Genomic DNA, 16,335 nt, shown 5'->3' on the forward strand with positions numbered 1-16,335 from the left:
CGTCTAAAGGCTGTTCCCGTCGTGACGCATATCTTGCTCGATGACAAGCGGTTCGTCATATCGCAGCGATTGGAGGCGCGAGGTCAGGTCTAGCCAGGGCTGTAACTGGTTCAGATCGAAGACACGCGCCATGACGGTGGTGATCGAGGTCTGGAACCCGTCGACCCCGGCTTTGGCCACGTCAGCCCAGCCGCGCTCAGCCCATATCGTATCCTTGATCGACCAGGCCACTCCGTTCCAGAGCAATTCACGACGGAAGCGGAACGGCGCGTTGGTCCGACCGGTAACAAGCAGCCGCTGCAAGAGGCGTCGCATGAGATCTGGACAGAACCGGCCAGCGATCAGCATGACAGTCCGAAGCATGATTGTCTTGAGTGGGGTTAGCTTTGCCTCTCGCGCCCAAGCCATTTGCCCTTCGACAACCAATTCATCGCCGTGGACGATGATCTTGTTGTCAACTTCCAAATGGGTCACAGCGACGCGACCGCCTTTCATGAGCAGCGTGGGCCCGGTGTCAGAATGCGCGAGCCGATCGTCCTGAAATAGCTTCAAGGCACCCCCCTTGCCCAGGGCGACAAAGAGCGCATTCGAGCCGCGACGGTCAATCAGGAGTCTGGCTTCGTCATACCAAACCCTCCCAGGTGGCCGAAGGACGGGAACAGGGCGTTCACTCCGAAAATATTGCCAGGCCAACAGCCAGCTCCACACATGATGGCCGATGATCCGATCATCGGAATAGCAGGGTGCATGGCCGTCGCGCAGGGGTCGCAGCGCGCGCTCATTCACGGCCAGCGCCTCAGGCATCCAGGCGCCTGCGATCTCGAAGCCATGCGGGAAAAAGTTCAGGGTTCCGCGGCTGGTGTATTCGCCACCGATCGTCCCGTCCGGGTGCACGAAGTCTGACAAGAACCGAATCGCACGGGCGAGCGGCTCCCGAACTCGAATATGCGGCCGGCGGCGATCGATGTCTGCGAGCAATCCGATGGTGAGCGACAGATAGCCCAGATCGGCACCCCCATACTCACTGAACCAACCCTCTTTGGACTGCCAGGAGAGGAGACGGTCGAACCGCGCAGCCAAAGCCGGCTCCCACGCATTAGAGCCACGCTCGGCCATGCGCATGAGGCAGGCAACGATCAGCGCCTCGTGATTGGCAAGCGCACCGCTTTCCTGGCGGGCGGTGAGCCATGTCGCACGTCGGTCGAAGAAGCGGTTGATTTCATCATCCTCACCAAGTCCGATGATGTGCGAAGCTTCCAGCATCGCGAGCAGCGAAAAGGCGCCGGCGCCGGTGGCCCGTTCGAATGGATAGTAGTCGTCGCAAGAGCCATCGCGATGGGCAGAGCGCGTCGCAAATCGGATTCCGGCTTCGATCCAATCGCGCATCGCAGGGCGTCCGCGATAGGGGTTGCCTGGCAGATCGAGCGACCAGACGAGGGCCAGCGGCCACACAAATTCCTGCGACATCCCGCAGGGAAAATCCATGATCCGATAGTGCCAGTAGCTTCGGTCAAAGCAACCATAGGTCGCGCTTACTGGCGTGCGGTCAAGCAACGTCAGCAGTTTCGGAATTTCCGCTAGCGCATGTTCGGCTAGTGCGTCCCGCAGCCCGCCCCCATCCTGTCGCCGGCTGCGCAACAAGGTCCTCGAATTGAAAGGGCCCTTGCCGCTGTCCTCAGCTTGGGCTTTCGGCGTCCGCATAGCCAAGACGGCCGACGACCGAAAAGAGCGTGGTAAAGACGAAAACGAAGATCATCAGCCCGATAAAAGCGTGTACGTCCCGAACGGTACTTGACATGTCCGGTACTCCCCCTCTTACGCCGACATACTTCTGTCATGATAGGACAAGCCCGCGCAAAGCCAACCCCTTAAGCGATGATCCAACCAGCTTCCGCGCGATTTAAGTGTGGCGAGTGGCGGCGAGGCCACAGAGCGAAAGCGTGGTGACGGCCAGGGCCTTGCCGACCAGCGACAGGTTCGGCCGGCGGCGCTAATCGTCCGGCAGATATTGCAGTGCGCCTTTGTTGTATGCTGGGGCGATCTTCGACGCCTTCCGGCGAATTTCTCTCACCGTCGCATCCGTCTCGCTGGCTCCACGCTGCCACTTGGGCGCATGCATGAAATCGTCGGCGGGCGCCGGGCCGGGGATACGGTCAGAGGTAGGAGCGAGCTTTGGCCGCCTCTCCCACGTTCGGGTGGCAAGCGGGCTCGGCTTTGCGCCGCGCAGAGGACTCGCAGGTCCTACGCCCAGTCGCCTCTTGGTTTGCTGCAGCGACTTGGCGGCGCGGTCCTTGGCTTCTTGCTTCTTTCGATATTCTGATTTCACACCCGTAAGTTAGTGATTGCGAAGGAGACTTTGAAGTTGCTTGGAGAACCACCCACACCGTTCCCATGTGCGCTCAAACTCATAAACGTTACGGCTCAGCTTTGAACCGCAAGGGCCTCGTTCAGCCACCGTTCAGCTTAGCGGTCATAGGATTTCAGGCGATCGTGAGTGCAAGTTTCCTCAACTGAACCCGTGCAGTGAATTGATCACTGGGTGGTTGGCCAGGTAGAAAGGGTTGCTCCCCATGGAAGACGCAGCGGCCTTAGTAAATGGACTGTTCGGACTTGTCGCCATTGTCGGAGGCTTGTTTTGCACGCGCCTCAAGACGGCGGCTCTCGTTGGGCTAGGTGTCGGCGTCGTCTATGCCACTCTGATTTTCGTCGCGATTCAAGACCATCTCGGCGACCCAGACCTCAATACTGCAGATCTTATGGGCCGACTGGTCGGAGCTGCTATTATGATGTCCATTTTTGCCGTCCTTGGTCATTTTGTACGCCGAGGAGTCGCTGCACTCTTCAGCCGCAAAAAGGCGTCTTGAAAAGATCGGTCATGGTCAAAGGGGGCGCACCTTTAGGCATCGCTAATCCACGTGCTGGGGGCGTTTGGGCGAAGCTACTCTCGGGAGCCAGTCGAGATCGCGAGCCTTCACGCTCTGATCCGGACAGAACAGCAAGCACCGGCGGGCTGGCATCCCGAGCAGACTCGAATGGCCCCTAAAGAATCCACCCCAACTCGCGCGCCTTAGCGTTCGCGGCCTTGCGCGCTTGCGTGACCAGCTTCTCGTCTTTGGTTGGCCTTCGCCGCTCGAGGACGAGCCGCCGCTGACCCTTGAGCATTCCGTAGACCGCATAGAAGTGCGACGCTGGTTCCGTGACCACGATGAGGCCGTCATGCACCCCGACATGAAACTCGAATTTGCTCATGGATTGAGCCCGGCGAGCGTGTGAGGCGGCCAGAGCCGCCTGAGGATTCGACAAATGTTCGATTTGGCGAATTTTCAGTCGGAGTCTTTTTTGGGACAAAAAGTCCCAAATTGTGACGCTCGACCGTTTCTTGCCCAGGCACTTGGCCGCATGACCGTTTATGACAGCGACGGCGTTGGAAACGCGTAGCGTGCTCTTGGCGCCAAGGCTTTTCGGCTTGAGCGCGAAAACGGTGCGGCCAACTAGGCCTGTGCTTCAGCCCCGCCGGGAACTGAGGACAGGGCTGCTGCGCCGCCCGTCGACTCTTGCGTCAAGGTCAAGACTTCGGTCGCTAATCGGTCGGCCTTGGCAAAAAGAGGCTTGTTTGCTTCCAACACCTTCACGAGGAGTTCCAAGTCGTCGGCGCTTTTCAAGCGGGCCGTGACCTCAAGCGAACCCGACAAAAGCGAGACGCGATAGCATGCCGGAGCACCAGGGCCCCCCACGGTCGGGGTGGGATAGCCCACAACCTTGCCATTCACAGGTTCGATGTTTTCCACCACTTCCCTCACCGTCGACGGCCATTGGGGCCGCCGCCCACTATTGTAAGCCCGTGCCATCGGCAGAGGGTGACAGCAGCCGCTTAACAAACGGTATCCCGGCGCTGACCAGAGGCCGGAGGCCCGAGGCGTGGATGGTGAAACTGCCGGATGAGAGTGGTGATCTCTTCGTTGTCTCCCCGAAACATGGCCCCCGTCTCAGACAGTTCATAAGCGGCGGTCAATCCCGCAGGCCCTGCCCCGACAATTACGCATTGCTTCTCCATCTGATCTTTCTACGTAGCCATGGCCCTGTTAAGTGCAAACGGTGATGTGAGGGGGGAGAACCTCCCTTGAGGCAACAATGATCTACGGGCAATTTGGTCGAACTGGGTTGCAGGTGAGCGCCATCGGAATTGGCGCTGGTGGCCCCAGTCGGCTCGGTCTGGCTAATGGCAATTCGCGCGACACCGCCATCAGGCTTATTCGCTTCGGTCTCGATCGAGGCGTGAATGTCATCGACTCCGCCGCCAGCTACGGCACTGAGAACCTGGTCGGAGAGGCCATCAAAGGATCAGATTCGGTCGATACGAGCTGGGTCCGGATGTTATTTTGAACGGGACAGGCGACACGGCTCATCTTGGTGCCAGTATCGCGGCGTGCGATGCGGGGCCCCTCCCCGACATCATCGCAGCCGAATTTCGCAGGCTCTTCGCGAAGGTAAATGTGCTTTCGGGATAAGATTGCGGCGCCGTCTTGCCCACCGGTCCATCATCGGTTGTTTTCTTGCCGGGCAAGCGCTTGCTGCGTGAACTCGGCATAGCGATCGGCGACGGCAGACCATGATGTCTGAAGCGCCTTTTGCCGCGCCGCTTCGCCCATCCGCCGGACATTTTCCGGCTGCCGCAGAAGACCGGCGAGGGCCTCAGCCAGCGCCGATGGGTCGGCCGGCGGCACCAGCACGCCGTTGCGGCCATGGTCGATCCACTCCCGGACACCGCCAACATCGGACGCGACGGCGGGAATGCCGCAGGCGGCGGCCTCGACCAGGACCGTCGGCCTTCCCTCTTGATCGCCGTCACTGGCGACCACCGAAGGCAAACACAGAACGTCGGCGGCGGCGATATGCTGGCCCAGAGCGGCGTGATCGCAAGGCGGAAGAAAGCAGACTCGGCTGCCGAGTTCGAGTTCACCGCGAAGTCTCTGCAACCGCTCGTCCAAGGGTCCCCTGCCGATGATGACGAGTGAAGCCTTCATCGAGCGCAACGGCTCGGCCGCCAGGGCGGTAAGGAGAAACTCGACCCCTTTCTTTTCCGAAAGCCGCCCGACATAGAGGATCACCGGCCGCGATACGCCGTGCGCCGCCGGCCAGTCTTCGGTGCGCAGCGAAGGCGAGAACCTCTCGGTATCGACCCCGGTCCCAATCACGGCCGTCGGCCGCGCCGCCATCTCGGCGGGGAATCTCGCACGCAGCGTCTCGCTCAGGCGGTGACTGGCGCTCACCACACCAGAGGCGCGGCGAACCGTCCGTCGCAGAATCTCGGTCGCAAATACGCCGTTCATGGCGTGAACGTCGGCGCCATGGGCGATGGCGATATAAGGCGTTTGCGACCTGCCCGACGGTGCGAGCGCCTGGACAGCGCCCTGCGGCACCAGCCAATGCGCATGGATGCAGGCAAAATTCCGCTCCGCTAAGAGGCGGCGCATCTCGCGATAGAGCCCGGCCGCCAAGAGCGGCACCAACCCCCAGCGGACCCGCCTTTGGCGAAGCCGGTCAAGGGAAGCGCCGGGATAGGTCAATGTCTCCCACGACCTCACGGGGGCATAGGCATACCGGCGGATCTCAACCCCCGCGAATGCATCGATCGGCCTTGCGCCTGGATTGCGAGGGGCAAGCACACAGACTTCGAAATGCCTGCCGAGCCCGGCTGCAAGGTCGGCAATAAACCGCGGCTCGGGGTCGTGCGGCCCGTTGGGTAGCGTCGACGTCGTAATGAGCAGGTTCGGCTTCAAGTCCATGAACCTCAAAGAGATTTTGCAATGGGCGGGCCCTGGCTGCTTTCGACCGGTGGGAATGAATAGCACTTACTGGAAGCCGCCGCCCCCATGCGCGATGGCCAACGATTGATGCGTCGCAACAAAAGTCGCATAATTGCGACATTAAGCGCCGGGGGGCACAGGGGGTGGCAATATGACCGCGAAGTCGATCTGGATCGAGCTCGATTCCCTCCACTCGAGCATTCTTCTGCGGGGAGTCCGCGACGGTATCATGCCCAATCTTGCACGCCTCATGGCGCGCTCCGGTGCCACCAGGGTAAACTACGAAATTCCGCTTCAGGTTGCTGCCTGGGCCACGGCCCATACCGGTCTTTCCGTTGCAGACCATGGGGCGACGGCGTTCGATCAGCCCATACCGGGCACCTATCGAATGAGGATCCAACCACGGCCGGTGAAACCCGGTTCGACCTATTGGGAGGTCCTCGGCAGGTCTGGTAAGCGCGTCCTCGTCGTCAACAGCGTCAATGCCATCCATACGCCCGGGGTGAACGGAATTCAGCTCAATGAATGGGCGACGCATGTCGCCGGACGCCGCGCCAAGGCCACGTCCTATCCCTCCGAAATCGCGGCGAGCCTAGATCGTGAATTCCCCGACGACCCCTTCGCGGAAAAAGATTGCGGCAGCGATAAATACGCCGATGCGGACCGGCTGGGAAATTCCATATCGGCAAGTCTCGCCAACAAGTCGAAAGCCTTCGCCAATCTAATCGATCGCGAAGATTGGGACCACGTGCATATTGGGATCGATGACCTACACAATCTCGGACACGTGCTGTGGCGGTGTTTTGAGAAAAATGATCCCGGCAACGCGATGGTGCGGAGGGCCCTGACGGATGCCGATGCCGCGGTCGGCGTTTTTCTCAATCGCGCCGGGCCTGACACCGCCGCAATCGTCCTCCTTCTCGGGGGCATCGGACCCGCCAATACCTGGTCCCATATGGTCGACAAGATCATCGCTCGGTTCGAGAACGGCGGGAGCCGTGAGCGCAATCTGTACAGCACGCTCGGTCATGTCTGGGCCGCGCAGCCCCCATGGCTGGAGAACAAGCTGCTTCCACTAAAATCCTACTTGCGCGAGTTCTACCTCGAAACCAAACGCCGCCGCCGCCGCGCTTTCGCCATGCCGCTCAATGAGGAGACCGGTACAATCCGCATCAATCTCCGTGGGCGCGAACCGCACGGAGTGGTCGAGCCCGGCAAAGAGGCTAAAGCTCTCAAGGAAGATCTACGAGAGGCATTGTTGGGCCTGCGCGATGTGGACTCCAACATTCCACTTGTCACCGAAGTCCAATTTAGTCGCGACCTGGTCCCCGAAGCCGTAGACAGTTTGTCCATGCCCGACATGTTCATCACGTGGAATCGGACGAAGCGCATGGACGCCGTGCAGTCCGAACGGCTCGGACGAATCGAGATGGGCTTTTGGCCGCCGCGAACCGGGGATCACCAAGTCGACGGGCTGGTATTGACGAACCGGCCTATCGCGCACGGCAGGAGCAGCCGTGACGGCGTGTCGGTCTTCGATCTCGCACCGACGATCGCTGCTTTGCATGGCGTCGCATGCCACAAGAAATGGCGCGGGACGGCGCTCGCCGGACTGAGCCAGTCGATGGCGGGCGAGACCGTCGCAGTGTGAAGGTAACTTGGCTTCGGTGCTCCGAGGAGACCTAATGACGGTCAGTGGCAAGGCGTTCGTCATTTCACTCGATTGCGTGAACGCGGAACTTCTGGACGAGTGGACCGCAACCGGGCGCCTTCCCAACCTCGCGCGACTTCGCAAGCAGGGCATCGTCGGGCGCCTGAACTGCAGGTCGGTTTCGATCGAGGCAGACTGGCATACCTTCTACACCGGGCAGCAGCCCTCGGTTCACGGTCATTGCTCCTACGACGAAATCATTCCTGGGACGTACCGCAGCAGGGTGACGACCGCGCCGCGCTCGGTGTGCAAGCCTTTCTGGGAGACGCTGAGCCAAGACGGCGCGAAGGTGATCGCTCTCAATCCCGTGCATGCGGCGCCCTCCCCGATCGCCAGCGGCGTCGTGATCACGGACTGGCTGGTCCACGATGCCGGCCATTACACCAAGCTCGCGAGCTACCCGCCGGAACTCGCCGGTGAACTGATCGCTCGCTACCCCGACGACCCGGTCAACCCAAACGACTGGGGCCATTCCATCAACGCCAATCCGGGACGCCTGCTCGCGGCAAAACGCGAGACGCTGCGGCGCAAGGTGGAAGTGTTGAGCGAGCTGCTGCGTTCGCGTGCCTGGGACCTCTGCTACGCCGGGTTCGACGAGTGCCACGAGATGAGCCACCTGTTCTGGCACATGCACGATCCCTCCCACCCGCGCCACAACGAAGCGCCAGCCGCGGAAGACCCATTGGCCACGATGCTGATGGAGTTGGATGAAGTGGTCGGCCGCCTTACGGCCGACATAGACAAAGCGTGCGCAGTCATCGTGGTTTCGATCAGCGGTATCGGGCCGAACTACCACTGGTCGCATCTCGTCGACACGATCTTGCGGCGCATCGATAATCCGGTTGACAGCTCGGGAGGCACCTACAAGTTTCTCCGCACCCTGTGGAATCGGATTCCGCATAGCGTGCAGAGGCCGCTTTACGGGCTTCGCCATAGCCTTCGCGAAACGATGCTGAAGCGTGACCGCCGCAAGCAACGGGCCTTCGCATTGCCGTTGAATGAGCGCGCCGGTGCGGTGCGCATCAATCTCGTCGGGCGTGAGCCGAACGGCATCATCGCCGAGGCCGAGTATGACGCAGTCTGCGAGGATCTGTCGGAGGCGTTCAATTCGCTGGTCTGCGTTGAAACCGGCACCCGGCTCGTTCGCGCGGTGATGAAGACGCGCGACGTTCTCGATGGTCCGTTCCTCGACCGCCTTCCCGACTTGATGATCGAATGGAACGTCGATCGGTCGATCAGCGCCGTGACCTCGCCTCGAACCGGCGAGATCAGGCGCGACTATACCGATGCGAGGACCGGCCACCACCTGAACGACGGGTTTCTATTGATCTCGGGCGCCGGCGCCATAGGCGAGGCGTTCAAGGGCGATGTGGACCTCGCCCACATCGCCAAGGCGGTGATTGCCCATGTTCGCTCGGCACAAGCTCCGTTTGGCGCCCGCGTCTTTGCCTGATCGGCGGAAATGACCCCATGCGAGTCTGCATCGTCACCACCGAGTTTTTGGGCGTCGGGGCATGCGGGGGGGTCGGCGTCGCCGCGCGCACCCTCGGCCGGCACCTCGTCGCCCGCGGCGTCGAGGTCAGCGTGATCGCTCCCCGCGGCGATCACCATCCTCCACCGGTGATGGAGGGGATTTCGGTCCGAACCTATGATCGACGCGACCTGCGGGCGCTCATGCGTGAAGCCCGGGCGGCGGACGCTGATGTGTATCACTACATTCAGGCGTCGCTCGGAGCCTATCTTGGGCAATGGGCCATGCCAGATCGCGCGCATGTCGTCGAATGTGCCGACCCGCGCGATTGGGCCGATTGGCGGATCAGTTTCCGCTTTCCGACCCACAGCGCGTTGCGGCTTCTTCCATCCTTTGCCTATTTCGGAATGCGCCCGGCAGCTCTCTCGACTCGGGGGGCTGACGCCGTTCAGGTACCGGCCCGGTTTCTCCAGGCAAAGGTCCGACGCCTCTACGGACTGAACGCCGATCCCGATTATGCTCCGATGCCGTTCGACCCCCCTGCCGGCGTCAAGAAATCGGCGTCGCCGCTCGTTTTGTTCGTCGGGCGGCTGGTGCCGATCAAGCGGCCCGAGATCTTCCTCGATGTGGCGGGGCGATTTCCGAACGTGCGCTTCGTCGTGATCGGTGGAGGAAGCGACGAGGATTATGCAGGCGAGATGCGGCGGCGCGCCGGTGGCCTGAAGAATGTAGAGTTTACCGATTTCATCGATCAGGCCGCAGACCCTCGTTTCTTTGCACACTTTTCCGAGGCCTGGGTGCTGATCAACACCGCTGCCCGGGAGGGGCTGCCACTGACCTTCATCGAAGCCGCGGCTAACGGTTGCGCGATTCTCAGTGCATGCAATCCGGATGGTTATGCATCGAATTTCGGATATCACGTCACCGATGGCGATTTTGCCCGCGGCCTCGATGTGCTGCTGGCCGACGACGCGTGGCGGACTGCCGGCGGGCGGGCCCAGGCGCATGCGATCCGCGAGCATGTCTCGGGCCCCGCGATCGAGCGCCAGCTCTCGATCTATAAGGCGGCCCTCGCCAGATCAACCGGACGCAGCGAGAGGCCACGCTTGAACACCGCGCCGGTGGTCGAGCAATGAATCCGATTGCGCTTTCCCCATGACTCTCATCGCGCGGCTTGGCGAAAACTTTAGTTCGGCCTCGCGCAAGGGAGCGGTCTCAACGATCGCCAACGCGATTGCGTCGGCGCTTGACCTCGTCTCCTTCGCGCTTGTTGCTCGCATCCTGTCACCTGAAAATCTCGGCATCTTTCTGATTGCGCTTTCCGTCGGCACGATGGTCGAGCGGTTAGGCTCGCCGAACTTCGCACAGACATTCATGAGGCACGCGGTGCGCGCGATCGAAATGCGACGGGCCGACGACCTGCGGCGCATTCTCGATATTGCAGTGTTATTCGAGCTGGGCCTTCTCACGTTCGGACTCGCGAGTGGACTTGTCACTGCAGTGCTCGTCGTGCCTTCCGGCGAGCACGCGATCTTTACCGCCGTGGTGCTGACCGTGATGCTGACCGCGCTGCGCCCGCCGCTTCTTGCCGTGGCCATCCCACGGGCCTTTGGCCACCATGAAGCGGTCGGCGGTTGGCTCATGCTCGGCGCCATGGTGAAGGTTGCGATTCTCGCCCTGGTAATGACGAAGGGCGGCGGCATGATCGCCATCGCCATTGCTTTTGTCATTTGGCGCCTGATCTCGGCGATCGGCGGCCTTGCCATTACTTTCCGGCAGGCGCGCCGCCAGGGTGCGCTCTCGGTAAAAAGATCGGACCCGATCTCGTTTGCCGAATGGCACGAGGATTTCTGGCCCCTCACCAGGGCCAGCGCCATCACTGTGCTTCCGCAAGCGGTCTTCGAGTTCTCCACCCCGCTTATCGGTGCTCTCAGCGGCGTCACCAATGCCGGCCTTTTTCGGCTTTCGACCAAGGTCAGCGAAGCCGCGAGGATCTACACGAACCCGGTTGCCTTTGTCGTCTACTCCGAACAGTGCGCCGCGGTTGAACGCGGAGACCTTTGCCGCTTCCGCAGTCAGACGGTGCGCTGGTCCCTGATCGTCGGGGCGGTGACTGGACTCGGTGCGATCCTGTTTGCGGTGGCGGGTGACTTCTTCGTCGATCGGATTTTCGGAGAAGGCTACCAAGCGGCGGTGCCCGCCATAACCTGGTGCGTGGTCGCTGCGGTGCCGTACAGCATGTCGACGCTCTTGCAGTTCGGTCTCTTCGCCTTGGCCGCCGCAAACCAGGTGTTCCGTGCGGAGAGCGTCGCCGCGATCCTGTTTCTCGCGATCATTCTTGCGCTCCGCACCCCAAGTCCCGAACAGGCGGCAATCGCCTTGGCGATCAGCCGGACCGTTGGGCTTGCCGCATACGCCGCGCTGTTCGTCAAGGCGCTGGGCAAGAGGATGGGAGCGGTCGAAGGTGAGCGATCTCAGATTTCGGCGCTGGACGAACCATGAGCACAGCGGGCGATCGGCGGAAGGCTCTCCAAAGCGGCATGACCGTAGTTCTTGCCGGCGGCATGCTCGCGTTCCTGGTCATGGTCGCCTGGACGTGGGCCTCGACCCCGGTCTCGTTCGACGGCGGCATTAATCTACAGGTCGCTCAAAATATGGCGGATGGCGCCGGCTACGCGCGAAACTACCAGGGCCTTCGCTACTTTCCGAGCGAGGTTGCGACCAACGTTCCGTACGTCCTGCCGGCCACCGCAATCTTCGCCCTGTTCGGCGTAAACCTTGTCACCGCGCAACTCACCAATATCGTTTACCTGGCCCTCTTTGCCGTGGCGCTCTTCGTGTTCCTCGGGCGATCGATGGGCATGGCTTGGGCCAGCTTCGCCGTGTTGGCCACCTTCGCCGCGCCCGGGATGATGATTTATGGCGGAAATGGTTACGGCGAGCTCGTGGCCCTGTTTTGGTGGCTGCTTGGGACCCTCATCCTGTTTTCAGGATCCCCGCCCCCCAGCTCACGAGATCTGTTCCTTTGCGGCGTCTGCTTCGGGTTGAGCGTCGCGACAAAAACGGTGCTCGCGATCGGCGTGGGCAGCACCGGGCTGATCCTGTGCCTCTACTCGCTGCAGGCGGAGGGGCTCAGCCGCAATACACTGCAGAGGATTCTTTTTGTCGCCGCCGGCTTCGCCGTTCCGTTGGCGGCGATCGAAGCCTGGCGTTGGCTCGCGCTCGGCAACAGCGCCACTTACCTCGATTGGTGGCAATTCCAGTTCGTTGAAATCGGCGAGCAGGCCGGCGTCGTCGAGCACTTCCAGGACACGCCGGGAGTCTGGGCCAAGGGCGCAAAGCACTTCGTAGTCTTGTCGAACTATCTTCAGCTCAATCCCGCCCTCGCTGCTGTCTGGCTTTTGTTCCCTTGCCTGGTTTGCAGCCTCTACGCGTTCTCGCCGAGGAAGGAGCTGAAATGGCTGGTGCTCAGCATTTTGCTGTGCGCAGTCGCTTACATGACGTGGTGGCTGTTCGTCACACCTTCGATGAAGGCGTGGCCGCGGCGGATCTTCAACGGCGTCGTCCTCATCAATCTTCTTTGGGTGTTCGCCTGCTATGCCGGCAACGCCGTTCCCTTCCTTGCAAGAAGATCGGCGGCCGTGCTTTCAGCCCTGTCGATCCTCGCGGCTTGCGCATTCTTCGTGCATGGCGGATTGCAGGCATTCTCTTCGAAAAAGCCGGCACTCGAGCGCGAATTCGCGCGGGCGGTCGAAGCCCTCGAGAGCGCGCCCGGCAACGCACCAATATTCGGCAAGGGCTGGTACTCGTCGCCGGTGCTCGCCTTGTATTCCGGTCGCACAGTCACCGATATCAACACCGTGCCCGCCGCCGAGCTGGAGAAGCAGACAGCGGCCTATCTTGCCATCGATCCGCCGGCAATCGCGGCCAAGGCGTTCGATATCTATCTCAGGCGCTTCCAGCATCGTGCCGTTTTGATCGGGCAATGGTTTCAAGTCTATGAGGTGGATTTCAGTTCGAGGCTGGACTGGACGGAGCCCTTCCGGAATCCCGATGCAAGCCTCAAACACGACATCGAATTCGCGGGCGAAACTTACGCCCCGGCGATCGGCCTCTTCGACGACCATTGGGCCTCGATGGATACGGAGCTTCTGCTGGCGCCGGTGAAGGCGTCGGAGGTCAGGCTCACCGTTTATCGACCAATGGTGCCTTACCTTTTTGATCGGCCACTCACCATCACGGCTTACTTGGAAGGGTGCGAGCTCGGCAGCAATGTCGTACCCACGGACCGCGTGACGACTCTGACTTTCAAGGTTCCAGCGACCTGTGCGCTCGGCGAAGGTCAGCCACTCGTTTTGCGGCTGATATCCGACAACATCAGCCGCGGAGACAGCCGTTGGGGAATAGAAAGCCGCCAACTCAGCTATATTCTTACCCGGGTGGCCCTCGTGCCGGGCTGATTGCCCAATAAAAAGCTGCGATGTATCGCTGCAAGATTGCCTAGCCGCCAGAAGTTTTGGCATACTTCCGGCCAGAACATCATCGAGGTGTGCATTTCGCGCAGTTGTAGCGGGGAAATTCATGGACGCGCGCCACTATTCGCGAAGACGCGGTCAGCATGGCACCCCTCGCTTACCAAGGAAACTCATCATCCAGATCCCCTGCCTCAATGAGGCAGAGACTTTGCCGATCACGCTCGCGGATCTTCCCCGGCAGGTGCCGGGCTATGACATCGTAGAATGGCTCATCGTCGATGACGGGAGCAGCGACGACACCGTTGAGGTGGCTAAGGCCCACGGCGCGGACCACATCGTCAGTTTGGGCGGACGTTATGGTCTTGCGGTCGCCTTCATGGTTGGCGTCGAAACCTGTCTGAGGCTGGGGGCGGACACGATCGTCAACACGGATGCGGACAACCAGTACCGCGCCGAATACATTCCAGACTTGGTTCGCCCGATTCTGGAAGGCCGCGCGCAGATCGTGATCGGTGCGCGTCCGATCCTCGAAACCGAGAACTTCTCGTGGTTCAAGCGTCGCCTGCAACGTCTGGGCAGCTGGGTGGTGCGGGCGGCGAGCAAGACAGACATCCCGGATGCCCCCAGCGGTTTTCGTGCCATTCATCGCGAAGCGGCAATGCAGCTCAATGTCTTCAGTGCGTACACCTATACGCTCGAGACGATCGTTCAGGCCGGACGCAAACGAATTCCCATCACCTGGGTGCCGATCAAGACGAACCCCCCCTTGAGGCCATCGCGTCTGATCTCGTCCGTGCCTCGCTACGTCGCGCTTTCGGTTTTGACCATTCTCCGTATCTTCATCACCTATAAGCCGGCACGCTTTTTCGGAATTCTGAGCCTGATCGCCTTGGTGCCGGGACTGATTTCGATTATTCGCTTTCTCGTTCTATTTTGGCTGGGAAGGGGCGGAGGACATGTCCAGTCCCTGGTGCTTGGGGCCAGTCTTGTCGGGTTGTCTGCTCTCCTCCTGCTCGGCGGCGTGATTGCCGATCTCATCGCCACGAACCGACGGCTTTTGGAGGATATCCGCGTGAGGATGTGCCGACAGGAAGCCCGCTTGTCGTACTCGACGCGCGGCGAAGTCTCGGTCGAACCCGATCGGCCCGATACCGCTCAAACGTCCTGATTGCCGCAGATAGTCGTGCGGAGGTTGGGTGCCTCTCACGGGCGATGCTTGGCGCAGAACTCAGATTCGCGGTTCCCGCATAAGATCTGGATCTGTCGTGGGGTAGGCTCAGAGAGCTTGATCAACACCACCCCGTCGAAGCGAGCGATCGAGCCGCGCTCCGGCCAGGACGGCATGGCGCTCGTGTCATCGAAAGCTTTTTCCATCTGCTTGTCGGTGGCGGGGTTGAACGTTGCGTTCGATAGGAAATTAAGGAACGCGGCGACACGGCCGCGACTACCACCGTCCCAGCGAAAGAACGAGGCTCCCAGAGTCGAGGACGGCACCTCGGGAATCAAGGTGTCACGCTTCGTCGGTCCTTGGCCCACAACCGCGATGGTGAAGGTGCTTTCGTTGGGGAACAGCTCCGCTATGCGCGACAGGATCTGTGTCCCCAGCACCTTGTCACGTTCCAGAGACCAATGCCCCGCGTAGTACTGCTTGTTATTGATGGCCGAGAATTGGATCATGACGATCGCCATGATCGGCAGGATGATCCAGCGGCGAAGCCTCGGGCCAGCGGCTTCCGTGGCAAAAAGGGCGAGAACGGCGACCGCCGCCGGCAGGGCGATAAGAGTTCGGTACGGCATATCGCCGTTGTTGATTGGGTGCTGAACAAAGGGCGCCGCCACTATCGCCACGAGGAGTCCAGTCCAGAGCAAAGCCCCTCCCCTCGTTCTTCTCCATTCGATCGCGACCGTCCAAACGAGGATCGCGAGACTGAGTGCAGCGAGCAACCGGTAGGCCAGATTGAACCGCAGGAAGGTTGAGGCAGCGCCGCTGTAAAATCTCCACGCCTGCTCGAACGTCCTCTGCAGGATGGCGCCCGGATAGGCCGCGAGAAGATCGGATCTTACATAACTTGGCAGATATTCGAGCTGCTGGCCGAAGCCTTTGAGAAGAGCAAACGCGATCAGTCCGTACAACAGTAGCCCGCACAAGATGATGCTCCCGTACCAGGCGAAGCGGCGCCAATGCGCATTCCAATCGAACTCCTTTGCCAGCCAGATTTGCCTCGCGAGGTCGGCAAGGAAGACGACAAGCAAGAAATAAAGGAGCGACTGATAGAGAGCGATGACGAAGGCGACCAGCACCGTCGCGAGAAAGAACCGCAGTACAGTTCTCACATTCGCAGCGCAGAGTGCGCCCACGGACACGAGCGCGCCCAACCCGACTATAGTCGCAAGATTGCTGAAGGCGAACGCGTAGAGAAGGACCGGAAATCCGAAAAACATGCCTGCCGCGACGATCACAGACTCCCAGTTTTTGACTTGGAGTCGTCGCATCAGCAGCACGAAGGCAGTGCCGTAAAGCACCAGTCCTGTCATCATGTGCGTGACGGGCAGCGGCGTTCTCAACCACGACACCACAAAAGCTCCCCACCGCGCCCTCCGGATGTAGTTGAGCAGGTCAGGTTTGTTGAGCATCAGCTCCTCATCGATGCTCAGCGTGTATTGGAAAATCTCGTAGCCGTGGAAATACAGGGAGCAAAAAATTGCCATGACGATCGCCACGCCGATAACCGGCTCCACTGCAATCTGTTGGCGGGGCAGAGACTCATTGGTCATGCAAGGTGCTCTTGGCGGCCGGTCGGTAGCGAAGACCTAGCATAGCCGCGGAGAAAATTCGGAGAAGTTCCCGTAGGAACCGCTGTTTTGAGCTAA

The 16,335-nt window shown here is 60.9% G+C and carries 15 protein-coding genes; 8 read left to right on the top strand and 7 right to left on the bottom strand.

The features are described 5' to 3' along the window. Positions 1 to 3: 3 nt before the first annotated feature. A complete protein-coding gene (locus ACREC7_RS00250) occupies positions 4 to 1,554 on the bottom strand; it encodes a hypothetical protein (RefSeq protein ID WP_431553670.1) in 1,551 nt (516 codons plus the stop codon). Positions 1,555 to 1,675: 121 nt separating this feature from the next. Further along, positions 1,676 to 1,798 carry a hypothetical protein gene (locus ACREC7_RS00255; RefSeq protein ID WP_431553671.1) on the bottom strand — a complete coding sequence of 41 codons (123 nt, stop codon included), beginning with the start codon at positions 1,796 to 1,798 and terminating at the stop codon, positions 1,676 to 1,678. A gap of 772 nt (positions 1,799 to 2,570) precedes the next feature. Between ACREC7_RS00255 and ACREC7_RS00260 the strand changes: the two genes are divergently transcribed. Further along, complete coding sequence (locus ACREC7_RS00260; RefSeq protein WP_431553672.1) at positions 2,571 to 2,864, top strand: hypothetical protein; 294 nt, start codon at positions 2,571 to 2,573, stop codon at positions 2,862 to 2,864. Positions 2,865 to 3,039: 175 nt separating this feature from the next. Here the strand turns inward: ACREC7_RS00260 and ACREC7_RS00265 are convergent, their stop codons facing one another. The 3 genes from ACREC7_RS00265 to ACREC7_RS00275 form a co-directional block, all read right to left on the bottom strand. Further along, positions 3,040 to 3,249 carry a hypothetical protein gene (locus ACREC7_RS00265; RefSeq protein ID WP_431553673.1) on the bottom strand — a complete coding sequence of 70 codons (210 nt, stop codon included), beginning with the start codon at positions 3,247 to 3,249 and terminating at the stop codon, positions 3,040 to 3,042. A 242-nt stretch (positions 3,250 to 3,491) separates the two neighbouring features. After that, positions 3,492 to 3,788 (bottom strand): hypothetical protein, encoded by a 297-nt coding sequence (locus ACREC7_RS00270; RefSeq protein WP_431553674.1) that lies wholly within the window; start codon positions 3,786 to 3,788, stop codon positions 3,492 to 3,494. An 83-nt stretch (positions 3,789 to 3,871) separates the two neighbouring features. Beyond that, entirely contained in the window at positions 3,872 to 4,054 is a 183-nt protein-coding gene (locus ACREC7_RS00275; RefSeq protein WP_431553675.1) for an NAD(P)-binding protein, read from the bottom strand. A gap of 77 nt (positions 4,055 to 4,131) precedes the next feature. Here ACREC7_RS00275 and ACREC7_RS00280 point away from each other — a divergent pair, with 77 nt between their 5' ends. Further along, positions 4,132 to 4,383, top strand: a complete 252-nt coding sequence (locus ACREC7_RS00280; RefSeq protein WP_431553676.1) for an aldo/keto reductase — start codon at positions 4,132 to 4,134, stop codon at positions 4,381 to 4,383. A 155-nt stretch (positions 4,384 to 4,538) separates the two neighbouring features. Here ACREC7_RS00280 and ACREC7_RS00285 read toward each other — a convergent pair whose 3' ends face one another. Further along, entirely contained in the window at positions 4,539 to 5,786 is a 1,248-nt protein-coding gene (locus ACREC7_RS00285; RefSeq protein ID WP_431553677.1) for a glycosyltransferase, read from the bottom strand. A gap of 172 nt (positions 5,787 to 5,958) precedes the next feature. On the opposite strand from ACREC7_RS00285, the gene ACREC7_RS00290 reads away from it, so the two are divergent. The 6 genes from ACREC7_RS00290 to ACREC7_RS00315 all read left to right on the top strand — a co-directional run bounded on the left by ACREC7_RS00290 (position 5,959) and on the right by ACREC7_RS00315 (position 14,632). After that, complete coding sequence (locus ACREC7_RS00290) at positions 5,959 to 7,458, top strand: alkaline phosphatase family protein (protein WP_431553678.1); 1,500 nt, start codon at positions 5,959 to 5,961, stop codon at positions 7,456 to 7,458. Between the two features lie 34 nt (positions 7,459 to 7,492). Beyond that, a complete protein-coding gene (locus ACREC7_RS00295) occupies positions 7,493 to 8,971 on the top strand; it encodes an alkaline phosphatase family protein (protein ID WP_431553679.1) in 1,479 nt (492 codons plus the stop codon). Between the two features lie 17 nt (positions 8,972 to 8,988). Further along, positions 8,989 to 10,125, top strand: a complete 1,137-nt coding sequence (locus ACREC7_RS00300; RefSeq protein WP_431553680.1) for a glycosyltransferase family 4 protein — start codon at positions 8,989 to 8,991, stop codon at positions 10,123 to 10,125. Positions 10,126 to 10,144: 19 nt separating this feature from the next. Then, complete coding sequence (locus ACREC7_RS00305; protein WP_431553681.1) at positions 10,145 to 11,491, top strand: lipopolysaccharide biosynthesis protein; 1,347 nt, start codon at positions 10,145 to 10,147, stop codon at positions 11,489 to 11,491. A gap of 38 nt (positions 11,492 to 11,529) precedes the next feature. Next, entirely contained in the window at positions 11,530 to 13,449 is a 1,920-nt protein-coding gene (locus ACREC7_RS00310) for an ArnT family glycosyltransferase (RefSeq protein WP_431553682.1), read from the top strand. A 121-nt stretch (positions 13,450 to 13,570) separates the two neighbouring features. Further along, positions 13,571 to 14,632, top strand: a complete 1,062-nt coding sequence (locus ACREC7_RS00315; RefSeq protein WP_431553683.1) for a glycosyltransferase family 2 protein — start codon at positions 13,571 to 13,573, stop codon at positions 14,630 to 14,632. Positions 14,633 to 14,667: 35 nt separating this feature from the next. Here the strand turns inward: ACREC7_RS00315 and ACREC7_RS00320 are convergent, their stop codons facing one another. Continuing rightward, positions 14,668 to 16,239 carry a glucosyltransferase domain-containing protein gene (locus ACREC7_RS00320; RefSeq protein ID WP_431553684.1) on the bottom strand — a complete coding sequence of 524 codons (1,572 nt, stop codon included), beginning with the start codon at positions 16,237 to 16,239 and terminating at the stop codon, positions 14,668 to 14,670. Positions 16,240 to 16,335 lie beyond the last annotated feature (96 nt).

The sequence above is a fragment of the Methyloceanibacter sp. genome (assembly GCF_050728395.1).
GTDB lineage: Bacteria > Pseudomonadota > Alphaproteobacteria > Rhizobiales > Methyloligellaceae > Methyloceanibacter.